At 60.4% G+C, this 15,020-nt stretch carries 10 protein-coding genes, 4 tRNA genes and 1 pseudogene; 6 read left to right on the top strand and 9 right to left on the bottom strand.

Annotated elements, in window-relative coordinates:
* Window positions 1-45 precede the first annotated feature (45 nt).
* Both MRY17_RS08625 and MRY17_RS08620 read left to right on the top strand, forming a co-directional pair.
* Complete coding sequence (locus MRY17_RS08625) at window positions 46-1,263, top strand: phospholipase D-like domain-containing protein (RefSeq protein WP_243353581.1); 1,218 nt, start codon at window positions 46-48, stop codon at window positions 1,261-1,263.
* Between the two features lie 95 nt (window positions 1,264-1,358).
* Window positions 1,359-3,098 carry a dipeptidase gene (locus tag MRY17_RS08620; RefSeq protein ID WP_243353580.1) on the top strand — a complete coding sequence of 580 codons (1,740 nt, stop codon included), beginning with the start codon at window positions 1,359-1,361 and terminating at the stop codon, window positions 3,096-3,098.
* Between the two features lie 33 nt (window positions 3,099-3,131).
* Here MRY17_RS08620 and MRY17_RS08615 read toward each other — a convergent pair whose 3' ends face one another.
* A complete protein-coding gene (locus tag MRY17_RS08615) occupies window positions 3,132-4,787 on the bottom strand; it encodes a M24 family metallopeptidase (protein WP_243353579.1) in 1,656 nt (551 codons plus the stop codon).
* Window positions 4,788-4,869: 82 nt separating this feature from the next.
* Here MRY17_RS08615 and MRY17_RS08610 point away from each other — a divergent pair, with 82 nt between their 5' ends.
* Window positions 4,870-6,351, top strand: a complete 1,482-nt coding sequence (locus MRY17_RS08610; protein ID WP_243353578.1) for a PLP-dependent aminotransferase family protein — start codon at window positions 4,870-4,872, stop codon at window positions 6,349-6,351.
* A gap of 70 nt (window positions 6,352-6,421) precedes the next feature.
* On the opposite strand, the gene MRY17_RS08605 is transcribed toward MRY17_RS08610, so the two are convergent.
* The 4 genes from MRY17_RS08605 to MRY17_RS08590 form a co-directional block, all read right to left on the bottom strand.
* Window positions 6,422-6,497, bottom strand: a tRNA-Gly gene (locus MRY17_RS08605).
* 3 nt (window positions 6,498-6,500) lie between these two features.
* A tRNA-Glu gene (locus tag MRY17_RS08600) sits at window positions 6,501-6,576 on the bottom strand.
* A gap of 105 nt (window positions 6,577-6,681) precedes the next feature.
* Window positions 6,682-6,757: transfer RNA gene (locus MRY17_RS08595), tRNA-Gly, on the bottom strand.
* Between the two features lie 3 nt (window positions 6,758-6,760).
* Window positions 6,761-6,836 (bottom strand) — tRNA-Glu (locus MRY17_RS08590).
* A 369-nt stretch (window positions 6,837-7,205) separates the two neighbouring features.
* Between MRY17_RS08590 and MRY17_RS08585 the strand changes: the two genes are divergently transcribed.
* A complete protein-coding gene (locus MRY17_RS08585) occupies window positions 7,206-7,964 on the top strand; it encodes a hypothetical protein (RefSeq protein ID WP_181285827.1) in 759 nt (252 codons plus the stop codon).
* 117 nt (window positions 7,965-8,081) lie between these two features.
* Window positions 8,082-8,894: an alpha/beta fold hydrolase gene (locus MRY17_RS08580; RefSeq protein ID WP_181285826.1), complete on the top strand. Its 813-nt coding sequence runs from the start codon at window positions 8,082-8,084 to the stop codon at window positions 8,892-8,894.
* A gap of 36 nt (window positions 8,895-8,930) precedes the next feature.
* On the opposite strand, the gene MRY17_RS26565 is transcribed toward MRY17_RS08580, so the two are convergent.
* From MRY17_RS26565 to MRY17_RS08565, 4 genes and pseudogenes are all read right to left on the bottom strand, one after another.
* A complete protein-coding gene (locus tag MRY17_RS26565) occupies window positions 8,931-9,773 on the bottom strand; it encodes a methyl-accepting chemotaxis protein (RefSeq protein WP_375154690.1) in 843 nt (280 codons plus the stop codon).
* Window positions 9,774-9,791: 18 nt separating this feature from the next.
* Window positions 9,792-10,016 (bottom strand): annotated as a pseudogene (locus MRY17_RS26560) (HAMP domain-containing protein); the annotation flags it as partial.
* A gap of 996 nt (window positions 10,017-11,012) precedes the next feature.
* The gene (locus MRY17_RS08570; protein ID WP_243353577.1) at window positions 11,013-12,425 is read right to left on the bottom strand and encodes a PLP-dependent aminotransferase family protein; all 1,413 of its coding nucleotides are present in this window, start codon (window positions 12,423-12,425) and stop codon (window positions 11,013-11,015) included.
* Between the two features lie 202 nt (window positions 12,426-12,627).
* Entirely contained in the window at window positions 12,628-13,389 is a 762-nt protein-coding gene (locus MRY17_RS08565; RefSeq protein WP_243353576.1) for an SDR family oxidoreductase, read from the bottom strand.
* Between the two features lie 228 nt (window positions 13,390-13,617).
* Between MRY17_RS08565 and MRY17_RS08560 the strand changes: the two genes are divergently transcribed.
* Entirely contained in the window at window positions 13,618-14,625 is a 1,008-nt protein-coding gene (locus MRY17_RS08560; RefSeq protein ID WP_243353575.1) for an NADP-dependent oxidoreductase, read from the top strand.
* The last annotated feature ends 395 nt before the right edge of the window (window positions 14,626-15,020 follow it).

Below are 15,020 nucleotides of genomic sequence, written 5' to 3'. Positions count from 1 at the left end.
CGGGCGCGTCATGGCCCGCCTGTTTTTTTGCGTGATGAGACGCTTATGTCCCTTTCGATGAAGTTGCGTGTCGCAGGCCTCGCCGGTTTGCTCCTCAGTCCGCTGGCCATGGCGGACTTTTCAATTGCAGGGTTTGAACTGGTGCACACCGTGCCGGTGGACACCACATTGGGCACAGCCGATCTGCGCCAGCCGGGTCCGGTGTGGATCGAGCTGTTCGACGGTGCAAAAAACCGCATCGATATCGGCCAGTTCTACGCGGCCGACCATCCCGGCTCGGTGATGGACAGGGTTATCGAACACCTGGAAGCCGCTGGTAAACGCGGGGTGAAGATCCGTTTCCTGCTCGAAGAAAAAGGCATCAAATTATCGGATGCGGCCACCCTGGAACGCTTGCGCGCCATTCCCAACCTGACCTTCCGAGTGCTGCCCTTCGGGCAATTGAGCGGCGGGATCATCCACGCCAAATACATGGTGGTTGACGGCAGCCAGGCGTTTATCGGCAGCCAGAATTTCGACTGGCGCTCCCTGGAACATATCCACGAAACCGGGCTGCGCATCAGCGATGCAGGCGTGGTCGGGCAGGTCCAGGCGATCTTTGATCAGGACTGGAAAGCCCAACAGGCACTCAGCGACAACCAACCGGTGCCACTGCCGACCGCCGGCAAGGAGCCCGCGCGTACCGGCAACTATCTGGTGGCCAGCCCGCAACGCTACAACCCGCCCGGCGTAGGCGACTCACAGGGCGAACTGCCGCGCCTGCTGGGCGAAGCCAAGCAAGAGGTGCGCGTGCAATTGCTGGACTATGCGCCGCTGTCCTACGGCCCGGATCGGACCCGCCCCTACTATGCGGTGATCGACAACGCCGTGCGCGCTGCGGCTGCGCGTGGGGTGTCGATCAAGCTGATGGTGTCCAACTGGAACACCGACCCGCTGGAACTGCCCTACCTCAAGAGCCTGGCGGTGCTGCCCAACATACAGATCAAGATCGTCACCCTGCCCGAGGCCAGGCAAGGCTTCATCCCCTATGCACGGGTGATCCACAGCAAGACGATGGAGATCGACGGGCAGGTGGCGTGGGTCGGTACCAGTAACTGGTTGGGCGGTTATCTGGACAATTCGCGCAATCTGGAAGTGGTGATGCGCAGCGAAGCGATGGCCAGGCGCGTAGGGCAATTGCATCAGCAGTTGTGGGACGGGCCCTATGCCAGAGCCTTGAACGCGGCGGATGAATACCCCGCGCCTCATCCTGGCCAGCATTGACCTGCAGGACCTGAGTAATGCTAGTGTGTGGAAATGTTTCTGACTTATCCGTCAGAAACACCCTACTCACTGCCTGCAAGGGAATGCCTCCAACCATGCACTTTCCACTGAAAAAACTCGTGGCTGCCACGCTGTTCGCCGCCAGCCTTACCGCGGTTACCACGCCTGCGCTCGCCAACATCACTGCCGAACAAAACACCGCGATTGTGAAGAGTTTCGACGACGCATCCATCAGCGATTTCCGCAGTTTCCTCGGCACCCTGGCCAAGGGCGACCTGGGCAAGACCCGTGACGTCGCCCCGGCCATCAGCGCCTTTCTCGATGACAAAACCCTGAGCGCCGAGCAGCAGAACGAGATCAACCGCCTGCTTGGTATTTATACGCGGGTGAAGTACGGCAAGGCGGCCCTGGACACCTTGCGCGAACTGGTGGAAATTCCGACGTTCAACGTAGACGGCCTGCCGCAGTACAAAAACCCGGAATTTCTCAAGATCGCCGACAGGATCCAGGCCCTGGCCAAGTCCTTCAACCTGAACTTCCGTAACGTCGATAACCGCGTGTATGAAATTTCACTGGAAGGCAGCGGTGACGAAGTGGTGGGCGTGCATGCCCACGCCGATGTGGTCCCGGTGACGCCGGAAAATTGGGTGCTGCAGGATGGCACCAGGCTGGACCCGTTCAAGGTCACGCTGATTGGCGATCGCATGTATGGTCGCGGCACCGAGGATGACAAGAACGCCATCGTCGTGGCGATGTACGCCATGAAGGTGATCAAGGAAGAAAAGCTGCCGCTGGCGCGCACGTTCAAGCTGCTGGTGGACACCACCGAAGAAACCTCCGGTGACGCCATTCCCTACTATTTCGAACGCAATCCCGTACCGAACTACAACCTGGCGCTCGATGGCGGTTACCCGGTAGTGATCGCCGAAAAAGGCTCAGGCACCGTCATGGCCACTTTCCCGGTGCGCAAGGGTGAAGGCACCGGCGCGGAAATTATCGCAATGACCGGGGGCAAGGCCACCAACCAGATTCCATCGGTCTCGGTCGCCACGCTGGTCAGCGATAACCCGGCTGAACTGGCGGCCGGCCTGCAGCAGGCCGGTAATGACTATGCCAGGCGCAATGGCGGCAATTTCCAGGTGACCGCCCAGGTTGACGGCAAGAACGTCAAACTGACCGTCACCGGCGTGTCGGCCCACTCTTCGGAACCCGAAACTGGCGTCAACCCGGTGGCACGCATGCTGGAATTGATCCACAGCGTCGATGGCAAGATCGCCCTCAAGCACAACCACATCACTGATGCTGCGCAGTATGCGGCGGACAACTGGGGCCTGGATTACCTGGGCGGTAAATTGGGCGTGGGCTATGCCGATGACTTCATGGGGCCGCTGACCACGTCGCCGACCTTTGTCGGCCTGGATGACAAAGCCTTCAAGCTGGCCGTCAACCTGCGCGCGCCGAAGGGTAAGACCCCGGAGGCACTCAAGGCACAGATCGAGCAGAAACTGAACGCCTGGAACACGCAAGCCAAGGTCAACGTGAACTTCACTTATTCGCTGGACAAGCCGATGTATCGCAACCCCGAGGGCGAATGGGTAAAAGCCCTGCTGGCGGTGGCCACGGAAAACCTGGGCATGCAGCACAAGTTCGGCACATCCGCCGGCGCCACGTCCGTGCACGACCTGCCCAACGGCGTGCAATTCGGCCTGGCCCGCCCCGAAGAGAAGTACACCGGCCACACCGACGGTGAGTTCAAGACAGTCGAGCAGTTCCTGCTGGACCTGCAGATTGTGACTGAAATGATGGGACGTGTCGGCCAGTTGCCCAAGCTCTGATCCATTCTCGAGCCCGCCGCACCGGCGGGCTCTTCACGCCTGCAACATCAGCATATCCTCAAAGAACCCACCGACCGGTTCAGTGGGATGGCACAGCTGGATCTCCAGCACCCAGGCCATTTCACTCGGTAGGATGTCCAGCTCCGCCAACTGTTTGCTCTCGAACAACGCATGGGGAAAATCCGCCAGGCGATGCCCCGCCAGATTGCGGGCCAGCCGCCAGCCCTTGGCCACGGCGCTCTGTTCGGCGAAGTCGTAGAGTTCGCGTCCGGTCAGACCGCGCAGCCAGGCCTGGCGGGTTTCATCGAACACCTGGTGCAGTGCGGTGGTACAGGCCAGGTGCAGGGGCGAGTCGCCGAAGACAAAGGTGTCGCCGTAGTCGCCCTCGTAGCCGTCCCACACCGGGCCAAGGTCGACCACCACGATATCGCTGGCGCGCAGCCTGCGCTGGCGATCGATGCCTTCGCGGGGTGGGCGCACCGTGTCGGCGCCAAACCGGATGTAGGTGGGATGCCAGGTGTGCGACGCGCCCATGGCCTGCAACTGCGCGGCGGCCATTTCCAGCGCCTGGCCGGTGGTCATGCCGACTTTCAAGCGGCTGGCGATGGCTGCCAGGGCGCGTATGGATTTCTCACGCGCCGCCAGCATGCCATCCAGGGAGTAACGCGGGCCGACTTTTTCCCAGATCGGATCGAACGCCGGCGGTGCCGTTTCAACGCTTGACCGACCACTGGCGACAAACGCCTCCGCGACAAACCGATGGCTCGGCAGACCCGCCTCCAGGCACTGGATTCGCACCTGACTGAGCATGGCGCCGTTCCCGCAGGCATAGACCTGGGCCGCCTCCCAGTGATGACCATGACTCAATGCAACCTCCTGCACCCTGCCCTCCGATGAGCGCACGGGATGCCAGCGAAACCGTGGATGTTCGAGCGCTGCTTGATCCAGGAAGGCGCTGTCGTAGAAGTCCGCCGAGTGCGCGCCACCCCAATACAACGTCACCTCGAGATCACGTTTGAGCGCGGTCAGCAGGATCGGCTTGATGCCGGCGTAACCGGTGCCCGTGGCGAAGAGCACCACGGCGTCGGCGGCATCGTCCTGCCAGGTACAGGCACCGAACGGACCTTCCAGTTGCAGACGGTTTCCCACGGCCAGGCCATCCAGGATGCCCTCGGAAAAGTACCCGCCGCTGACCCGACGAATCTGCAAAACCAAACGCCCGCCGTCCTCGGCAGGCAGGTTGGCAATCGAGAAACTGCGCGTATCGCCGTGTTCCAGGCGGAACTTGAGGTACTGCCCTGCCCGTACCGCCACCGGTGCGTCCGGCAACAGCACCAACTCGATAACGTCGGCGGCGACTGCCTGCTTGCTGAGTACGCGTGCGTCAAACACCAGCGCAGGTGTATCCAGCGACCAGCCGGGAATTTCCAGACGCATGTCGGTGCAGGCGTGGCTCTGGCACAGCAGCATTTCATTGGCGGCCAGGGGGTAGCAAGGCGCGGGCGCGTTCGGGGCCAGGCTCCTGGCCTGGTACTCGCCTTGGGTGACCACCACTTTGCACGAGCCGCACGCGCCACGCCGGCAGGAGAACGGCACGGCCAGGCCGCTGGCGAGCATGGCGTCAAGCAACAGCTCGTCGCCAGCCTCAAAGGTTTTGCCCGAGGGGAACAGTTCGATGACATGCCGCATGTGCTGAGGACCTGAGAATGATTGAAGCCTGATTGTTACGCTAGACTAGGCCCATTAGAACCTCCAGTTGTGGATACTTCAGATGGTCCAGATGCGTAAATGGCGCCCTTTGCTCAAGCTCGACGCAGACCCGCCACAAGCCTCCTACCGCAAGATAGCCGAGGGACTGGTGACAGCGATTATCGAAGGGCGCCTGCCGCCTGGCACTTTGCTGCCAGGTACGCGGGAAATGGCGCAGTTGCTCGATGTGAATCGCAAGACGGTCGTCCTGGCCTATGAAGAAGCCTCCACCAAAGGCTGGCTGATCAGCGAGCCGCGTCGCGGAACGTTCGTCAATGCGCAGCTGACGCCCCAGCAACTGCCCGGTCGTGCACCGCAGTCCTTCGCACTGTCCATACTGGCGCAACCGGTGGTGCCATATTTCACCCACAACGCCCAGGTCACCGCGCTGCAGCATCGGCATGACGCGCTGTTTTTCGACAACGGCACCAGCGACCACCGCCTGCTGCCGCAAGCGGTGTTGCATCGTTACTACCGCAACGCCCTGCGCAACAGCTTTGCCTCCAACACCCTACGCTACGGCAGTGAAGGCACCGGCTATCACCTGCGCTGCGCCCTCGCCGAGATGCTGCGCAGCAATCGCGGGCTGGCCGCCAACGCCGAAAACATTTGCCTGACCCAGGGCACTCAAATGTCGCTGTACCTGAGTGCCAGTTTGCTGATCAAACCGGGCGATGTGGTACTGGTGGAGCGCTTGAGTTACCCGCCGGCGTGGGAAATTTTTCGTCAGTTGGGCGCGCACCTGGTCACGGTGGACATGGACGAAGAAGGTTGCCGTACCGACCAGATCGACCGTTTATGCCGGGAGCACACAGTGCGCATGATCTACGTCACGCCGCACCATCAGTTCCCTACCACCGTCAGCCTGCACGCCGCGCGGCGCCAACAACTGTTGACGCTCGCTGCGTTGCACGACTTTTGCATCATTGAGGAAGACTACGACCACGAATTCCACTTTAACGGTCGCCCCTATCTGCCGCTTGCCAGTGACCGTTCCCAGCGCCACGTGATCTATATCGGCTCGCTATCCAAAGCCTTGGGCTCGACGTTTCGCTGCAGCTATATAGTGGCCCCCGCTGAGGTGGTTGAAGCCCTGCACCGCAATGCGGCCCTGATGCTGGGGGATGCCGACGCCGTCGCTCAGAAAATGCTGACCGATCTGATCAATGAGGGTGAGCTGAAAAAGCACCTGCGCCGCGTGTCGAAAGAATATCGAGGGCGTCGGGAGACGTTGCAAACCTGTCTGCAGGCGTCGCTGGGTGATCGTATCCAGGTGCGCGAACCCGAGGGCGGCCTGGCGTTGTGGGTGCGGTTCGAGGCTGAAATCGACGTGGATCGAATGGTAAAAACGGCCCTGGGTCACGGACTGGTGGTGCGCAGCGGCCGACAGTTCTCACCAACGAGCCAGCCGGAGAATGCGCTGCGGTTGGGCTTTGCGTCGCTCAATCAGGAAGAGATCCGTCAGGCTACGTTGCGGCTGGCTCAAGCGGTGAATGCTGTTTAGCACGATCAGCGCTGTTATATAAATCGCAGACAAAAAAAAGCCACTCGCTTGAGTGGCTTTTTCTTTGAATTGGAGCGGGAAACGAGACTCGAACTCGCGACCCCGACCTTGGCAAGGTCGTGCTCTACCAACTGAGCTATTCCCGCAAATGGCGTCCCCTAGGGGACTCGAACCCCTGTTACCGCCGTGAAAGGGCGGTGTCCTAGGCCACTAGACGAAGGGGACACGCTACTGAAACACATGGTGTGTATTCCAGTGCCCAGAGGCCTTATCCGAAGATTCGGTCCTGGTTTCACTCAATGCCGCCCGAAGGCCACACTGCTTGTAAATTGGAGCGGGAAACGAGACTCGAACTCGCGACCCCGACCTTGGCAAGGTCGTGCTCTACCAACTGAGCTATTCCCGCATATGGCGTCCCCTAGGGGACTCGAACCCCTGTTACCGCCGTGAAAGGGCGGTGTCCTAGGCCACTAGACGAAGGGGACACACGTACAACATTCACTCCCTACCGCGTTTCGCTGTGTGCTTTACGCTGTAAGTGGCGCGCATTCTATGGACGGATTCAAAGGTCGTCAACCCCCAAGGATAAATTTATTTAAATCAATGACTTCGCCACCGTTTACCAGCCTGGGCGGGCATTCTGCCCGCCCAGGCCCTGGCGCCTATATTCTGACGCTCGACAAGGCGCTATAGTTGTCCCAGGCAATGATGGCAATATGCAGTCACGCCGGAAACACTTACCTATATAGAAGAAACTACCTGGGCAACTGGTCGAACAGTCCTATCCGCCGGTCAGCTCAGTCACTACACTCCACAGCAAACCCCTTAAAGAGGTCACACCGGTGACACCACTCATGATCACCCTGCTGGTTATAGTCGGGATCGTAATACTGATCGCCATTGGCTACATGAACCATGTGGTGGAAAACAATAAGCTGGAAAAAAAGCGTACCGAGATCGAGCTCAATGACCGGCTGCGTCGCTGTGGTGAAATCACCGAGACGTTTCCTGGCCAATTGATGACCCCGGCACTCAAGCTGTTGCTGACCCGCCTGGAGCTCAACGTCAACCAACGCCTGTTGAACCTCAACAAATCCAGCGCCCCGCTCAAGGCACGAATCGCCGAGCTCAATGCATTGATCGCTCAGGGCGAATCGATTCCGGTGGCCAACCCACCCGCGCCGATCCAGACCGAAGCCAAGGCCAAGGATGTGCGCTTTTTGCTCGAAGCGCTGCATGGTCAAGTCACCCGCGCGGCCCAGGACGGCTTCCTGCCGGCCAACGAAGCGAAGCACTGGATCAAGGAAATCCGCCACATCCTCGTACTGCTGCACATCGAGTTCTTCAACAACCTTGGCCAGCATGCCCTGCAGCAAGGTCAACCGGGCCAGGCGCGCCTGGCGTTCGAGCGCGGCGTGCAGTACCTGCGCAAACAACCGGAGCCAGTGTTCTACAGCGCACAGCTGCAACTACTGGAGTCGCAACTGGCCCGCGCCAACTCGACGGTGCTGACCAACAGCCAGCCGGCCGAAGACGAAGTCAACGAACTGACCGAAGGCCTGAAAGTCGCCGACACCGATGCCGAGTGGAAAAAGAAAGCCATCTACGATTGATAGTTTTTTCGTTATGTGGCGACGCCCTGTCGCCACGTGCCATCAAAATGAGCCTATCCCCCCGCCGCCGACTAGGGTAAAAAAGTGCCCCTCACTCCGTGAAGTTAGAGGCCTGCTATGCCTGTCGCCATGATTGATGGACAACCGTTGCACTATATCGACCAGGGTAGCGGCCCGGTCGTCTTGTTGGGTTCGAGCTACCTATGGGACCGCGACATGTGGGCACCGCAGATCGAAGCGCTGTCGCAGCAATACCGTGTCATCGTCCCGGAACTGTGGGGCCATGGCGAGTCGGGCACACTGCCAGCGAACACCCGCTCCCTTGACGATCTGGCACGTCAGCACCTGGCGCTGCTGGACCAGTTGGACACCCCGCAGATCAATCTGGTAGGTCTGTCGGTCGGCGGTATGTGGGGCGCCCGCCTCGCCTTGCTGGCGCCTGAGCGCATCAACAGCCTGGTGCTGATGGACACCTACCTCGGTGCCGAACCGGAGGCCACGCGCCAATACTACTTTTCGCTGTTCAAGATGATTGAAGACGCCGGTGCCATTCCTGAACCGTTGCTGGATGTCATCGCGCCGATCTTCTTCCGGCCGGAGATCAATCGCGAATCAGCGCTGTACCAGGACTTTCGCCAGTCGCTGCAGGACTTTTCCCGGGAACGCCTGCTGGACAGCGTGGTGCCCCTGGGCCGCCTGATCTTCAGTCGCACCGATATCCTGGCGCAGCTTTCCCGCCTGGATTGCGATACCACGCTGGTCATGTGCGGCGAACAGGACAAGCCGCGTCCACCCGCCGAGTCCGAGAAAATGGCCGATCTGATTGGTTGTGCCCTGACCTTGATTCCCGACGCAGGGCACATCTCCAGCCGAGAGAATCCGGACTTCGTCAATGAAGCGCTGCTGACCTTCCTCGCCAACCACGCCTGACCCCCTTGCCCACTGATCGCGGCGCCCCCGCTGCGATCAGAGGCGGAAGTGTCCCACCATGCCCTTGAGTTCCGCGCCCAACTGAGCCAGTTGGATACTCGAGGCGGCATTGCCCTGCATGCTCAACGCCGATTGGTCGGCACTCGCCCGGATGCTGGTGACGCTGCGGTTGATCTCCTCGGCCACCGAGCTCTGCTCCTCGGCCGCTGCGGCAATCTGCTGGTTCATCTGCTGGATCAATGACACCGCCGCGGCAATACTGCCCAGGGCGCTTTCGGTTTCCAACGCGTCACTGACCGCCAGTTTCACCAATTCGCCACTGTGCTGAATCTGCTCCACCGACGACTGTGCCGCGCCGCGCAAGGTGCTGACCAGGCGTTCGATTTCCTCGGTCGACTGCTGGGTGCGCTTGGCCAGGGCCCGCACTTCGTCGGCAACCACCGCAAAACCACGCCCTTGCTCGCCGGCGCGTGCCGCTTCAATCGCGGCGTTCAACGCGAGCAGGTTGGTTTGCTCGGCGACGCTCTTGATCACACTCAATACCGTACCGATGTTCTGAATCTCGGCGCTGAGGCTTTCGATACTGGCGCTGGCACTGTTGCTGGAGGTAGCCAGCAATTCGATGCGCTGCAAACTCATGCGCACCACCTGTTGGCCGCTATCAACCTTGTCATCCGCCGTTTGCGCCGCCAGGGCGGCCTCCTCGGCGTTACGCGCCACGTCGTGCACCGTTGCGGTCATCTGGTTCATCGCCGTGGCCACCTGTTCGGTTTCCTCCTTCTGGCTGCTGACCTCGAGGTTGGTCTGCTCGGTCACGCTGGACAACGAGTGCGCCGAGCTGGCCAATTGTTCGATACCGGCCTGCAATCCGCTGACCATATGACTCAGGCCGTTGCCCATCTGCTGCATCGCCTGCATCAGTTGGCCAATCTCATCGCGGCGGCTGACCTCCATGCGCCCACTCAGGTCACCGGAGGCAATCTGCTGCGCCACTGCGATCACACTGCGCAGCGGCGCCACGATCAAGCGGGTAATCCACCATGCCGCAATCAGCCCCACCAGTAACGCCAAGGCGGATGAACCAATGATGAGCAGCGTGCTTTTGACCAGTTGCGCCTGCATCGACTGATCTTCGGCGTCATAGGCCTGGTTGACCCGGCTGACCACCTGATCGGCGCGATCATGCAGTTGTTTGTAAACCACTTTTTCCTGCGCCAGCAGGCTCGTGTATTCACCCAGCTTTTCGCTGAACGAAGCGATATGCCCGGACACTTCATTAAGCACGGTCTGGTAACCGGGATCCTTGACCGAGGTCTTCAGTTGCTCGGCCTGAGCCAGCGCCTGCTCAGCCTGTTCGATCCTGCCCTGCTCGGCGTCGTCCGCATCGGCCTTGCGGCTCTGATCCAGGCGCAGTCGCGCTTCGTTCATCGCCTGCAACATCAACCGCGACACCTGGCTCACCTGCCCCGCCTGCTCGATAAATTCGGCGCCTTCCTTGCCCTGGCTTTCCTTAAGGCCATACGCGCCGTCGTCCGCCAGGCCGGCCTGCAACACATCGAGATTATTGGCCACACTGGAGACCGACCAACTGGCCATTTCCAGGGCCAGGTCCTTGGCCTGGGTCAGCTCGACAAACTCGTCGAACGCTTTGCGGTAGGCGGCCAATGCTTGCTCCACCTCGGTCATTGCGGGCACGTTGGCTGCGGACTCGGCCTCGAGGCTGACCGCCAGTGCAGTCAGCGCATCGGCACTTTCATGCAGGGCGTCGACAGCCTTGGGGTCGGCGTGCAACGCATAATCCTGTTCGATCAGGCGTACCTTTAGCAGGCCACTGTTGAGCGCAGACATACGCTTGAGGCCTTCGAAGCGCTGTCCGACGGTTTGCAGGGACCACACGCCGATAACCGCGACCACTGCCGTGAGCAGCAGCACCAGGATGAAACCCAAGCCCAGTTTTTTCGCCATACCGAGGTTGGCGAAACGTCGTTGCGCGCCCGAAATCATTGCACGTAAGCCCTCTTGCAATGGCAGATGACATAAACCCGCTTTACCAGCAGCGAGATTCGCAACCACCGGGCACTGAACACAAGTCATTGGCCCCACAATAATGGCAAAAAGCTACACGTCCGTCGTTTTCAGAACGGTCGAGGTCGATCTGGCGGGACCCAAGGCACGGAACAGCGCCAATGCCCGCTGATCCGCCGCATAGGCCACGTTGATGCGCAGCCACTCGCTGCATTCACCCTTGGGGTTGAACAGCGTTCCCGGCGCCAGCAAGACACCCAACCTGCGGGCACACGCCTGCACACCCGAAGGGCTTTGCGCGCCAGGTCGCGCCCACAGGAACATGCCGCCGGCGGGTACCGCAAACACTTGCCATTCCTCGTCCTCCAGAACCTGCAGAGTGGCGGCCATTTGCGTATTCAGACGCTTGCGCAGGCGCTGCACCCACTTGCGGTACGTGCCGTTGACCAGCAAGGTCGCCACCACCGCTTCGGCAAAACGCGAAGTGCCAATGCCCGTCAGGGTCTTCAGATGTGCCAGTTGCGCGATGATCGCCGCACCGGCGCTCAGGTAGCCTACGCGCAAGGCGCTGCTCAGCGTCTTGGAAAAGCTGGAGACATAGATGACGCGGTCTTCATGGGGCAACGCGGACAGCCGCGTGCAACTGGCATGTTGCAGGTCGCCGTAGACGTCTTCCTCAATGATCAGAAAGTCCCGGCTGCAGGCCAGCGCCAGCAAACGCTCGGCCACCGCGCGGCACAGGCTGGTGCCGGTCGGGTTGTGATAGAGGCTGTTGATGAACAGGCACTTGGGGCGATGGCATTGCAGGTGTGCCTCCAGCACCTCGATATCCGGGCCGCTACGCGTGCGCGGCACTTCGAGCATTGTGACGCCGTGAAACGCCAATTGCCGATAGAGGTTGCCATACCCGGGCGTTTCGACCACCACCGTATCACCCGCCTTGAGCAGCGTACGGATGAGCAGGTCCAGGGCATGACTGGCGCCGTGGGTGGTCAGGATGCACTCCAGACTGCTGGGCACGTGGATCTGGGTCAGGCGTTTGAGCAATTGTTCACGCAGGGCCGGCAACCCCAGCGGCGTGCTGTAGTTGAACAGGCCGGCGGTATCGGTGCGGCCGATTTCGCGGATCGCGTAGTTGATGCCGTCGCTTTCGCGCCAGGCGTCCGGTAGCCAGCCGCAGCCGAGCTTGAGTTCACCCGACGGGCCATCGATAAAACTGCCCCAGCCCTGTTCGGCGCCTTCGTACCACTGGTTTTCCTGAACCGCTGCAGGTTGCGCCACCACAAACCCGGTCCCGTTTTTCGACGCTAACAGTCCTTGGGCCGCCATCCGGTCGAATGCCTCGCTTACGCAAGACTGGCTCAGCAGATTGTCGAGGGCCACTTGGCGAATGGACGGCAAGCGTGTGCCGGGACTCACTTCATTTTTGCGAATCCATCCCGCCACTGCGCTGATGATTTGCTGCACCACCGGTACTGGGGCTTTTCGATCAATCCCTAAATCCATGCGCCACTCACTTCAACTGTTTGTTATTCAACCCAAACAGTTAAGCACAGAAGCGCGATAAAACCCGTCCTCCACTTTTATTAAAGTATTGATTTTATTAGTTTTTTTACCTACTGAAACACATTCAATAACGGCTTTTTGCCAGCTGTGGAAACACCCCACAAGTACCTATTCCTTTTCGAACAAGTTGCAGTGCGAAGTCTTAAATCGCCGTCGCACCGCCGTCCACCGCCAAGGCCTGACCGGTGGTGAAGGCCGCACCATCACTGCACAGATACAGCACAGCGCTGGCGATTTCCTCGACCTTGCCAATGCGCCCGACCGGGTGCATCGCCGCCGCAAACTCGGCTTTGCGCGGGTCCGCTTCATAGGCGCGCCGGAACATATCGGTATCGATAACCGCCGGGCAAACGGCGTTGACGCGGATTTTCCTTTTCGCGTACTCAATCGCCGCCGACTTCGTCAGGCCGATCACCGCATGCTTGGACGCCGCATAAATGCTCATTTTCGGCGCCGCGCCCAAACCCGCGACCGACGCCGTGTTGACGATGGCTCCCCCGCCCTGGGCCAGCAACAGTGGCAGTTGGTGCTTCATGCACAACCACACGCCCTTGACGTTGACCCCCATGATGGCATCGAACTCATCCAGAGTACCGTCGGCCAGCTTGCCCTTCTCGATCTCGATCCCTGCATTGTTGAAGGCATAGTCCAGGCGGCCATAGGCGGCAACAGTCTGCGCCATTAAGTGCTGCACATCCGACTCCAGCGTGACGTTGCAGCGCACAAACAACGCTTGGCCACCGGCTTGCTGAATCAGCGCCACAGTGCCCTCGCCTCCGGCAACATCAAGATCGGCCACCACCACTTTCAAGCCTTCGTTGGCAAACGCCAACGCGCTCGCGCGGCCAATGCCGGCGGCGGCGCCGGTCACCAGGGCGACCTGGCCGGAAAACGTCATGCTCATGGGGTATGTCCTATTGGAATAATTGCCGTGGGTCGAGTCTAGCCAACGCCGGGATCGATGCGTCAGCACTATTAGAAGCCCGGTTGGGCCTGCATGAGTCCCGGTGATAAGGCGACAGGTCCGAGTATCAACCCTGCCTATTGGCAAGCATTCGCGTGGCTCGAACAACCTTGCCCGCGGGCCGTTACTTGTCTATGACTGATCCTTCATTTCTAAAGAGTTGCCGCCATGACTGCCCAGACCAACCGCCAGTTCCTGCTTGCCAAACGCCCGGTCGGAGCGGCCACGCGGGACACCTTCACCTATCAGGAAGTCCCGGTCGGTACACCGCAGGACGGCCAGGTGCTGGTACGCAACGAGTACCTGTCCCTCGACCCGGCCATGCGCGGCTGGATGAATGAGGGCAAGTCCTACATTGCGCCTGTGGGCCTTGGCGAGGTGATGCGGGCATTGGGCGTGGGCAAGGTGATTGTCTCCAACCACCCGGAGTTTGCGATCGGCGACTACGTCAACGGCGCCTTGGGCGTGCAGGATTACTTCCTCGGCGAGCCGCGCGGTTTCTACAAGGTCGACCCGAAACTCGCGCCGCTGCCCCGCTACCTGTCCGCGCTGGGCATGACCGGCATGACCGCCTACTTCGCACTGCTGGACACCGGCGCGCCCAAGCCAGGGGAGACCGTGGTGATTTCCGGCGCCGCCGGTGCGGTCGGCAGCATTGCCGGACAGATCGCCAAACTCAAGGACTGCCGCGTGGTGGGCATCGCCGGAGGCGCCGACAAGTGCAAGTTCCTGGTGGACGAACTGGGCTTTGATGCGGCCATCGACTACAAACACGAAGACGTGCCCACCGCCCTCAAGCGCGAGTGCCCCAAAGGCGTGGATGTGTACTTCGATAACGTGGGCGGCGATATTCTCGACGCGGTACTCAGCCGCCTGGCGTTAAGGGCGCGAGTGGTGATTTGCGGGGCCATCAGCCAATACAACAACAAGGAAGCCGTGAAAGGCCCGGCCAACTACCTGTCATTGCTGGTCAACCGCGCACGGATGGAAGGTTTCGTGGTGATGGATCACGCGGCGAACTTTGCCGCTGCCGGGCAGGAAATGGCCGGCTGGATGGCCCAGGGCAAGCTCAAGAGCAAGGAGGATATCGTCGAGGGGTTGGAAACGTTCCCGGAAACGCTGATGAAGCTGTTCAATGGCGAGAACTTTGGCAAGTTGGTCCTGAAGGTCAGCTGACAGGCGCCATTTACAACTGTGGGAGGGGGCTGGCCCCAATGCCAGTCAAGGCTTTTTGTAGGAGCGAGCTTGCTCGCGAAAAACGTCAACGATAACGCGTGCTTTCTGGATGAACGCGGTGCCTGTGAGTTTTTCGCGAGCAAGCTCGCTCCTACAGAGGGCAGTGTACATTTAACTGACTGGCATTAGAGCTTGCCCCACACCACTCCACGATGCGAAGCGAGCCGCTCTTGACCTTGATCTTGATCTGCTTTTGATCTTAGGCGCCCCGTTAAACCACGCTGGCCGAACGCACACCGAGCCTAGGCGAGGTGCAGAGTGGTGGGGCAAGAGCGTTTTGCTTACTTTTGCGCTTTTCAAAAGTGAGCCGCTGTAAAAGCGGAACCCATAGCAGC

Source organism: Pseudomonas orientalis (assembly GCF_022807995.1).
Taxonomy (GTDB): domain Bacteria; phylum Pseudomonadota; class Gammaproteobacteria; order Pseudomonadales; family Pseudomonadaceae; genus Aquipseudomonas; species Aquipseudomonas orientalis_B.
Note: the sequence above shows the minus strand (reverse complement) of the source record. Positions and strands in the feature narration are given on the sequence as shown.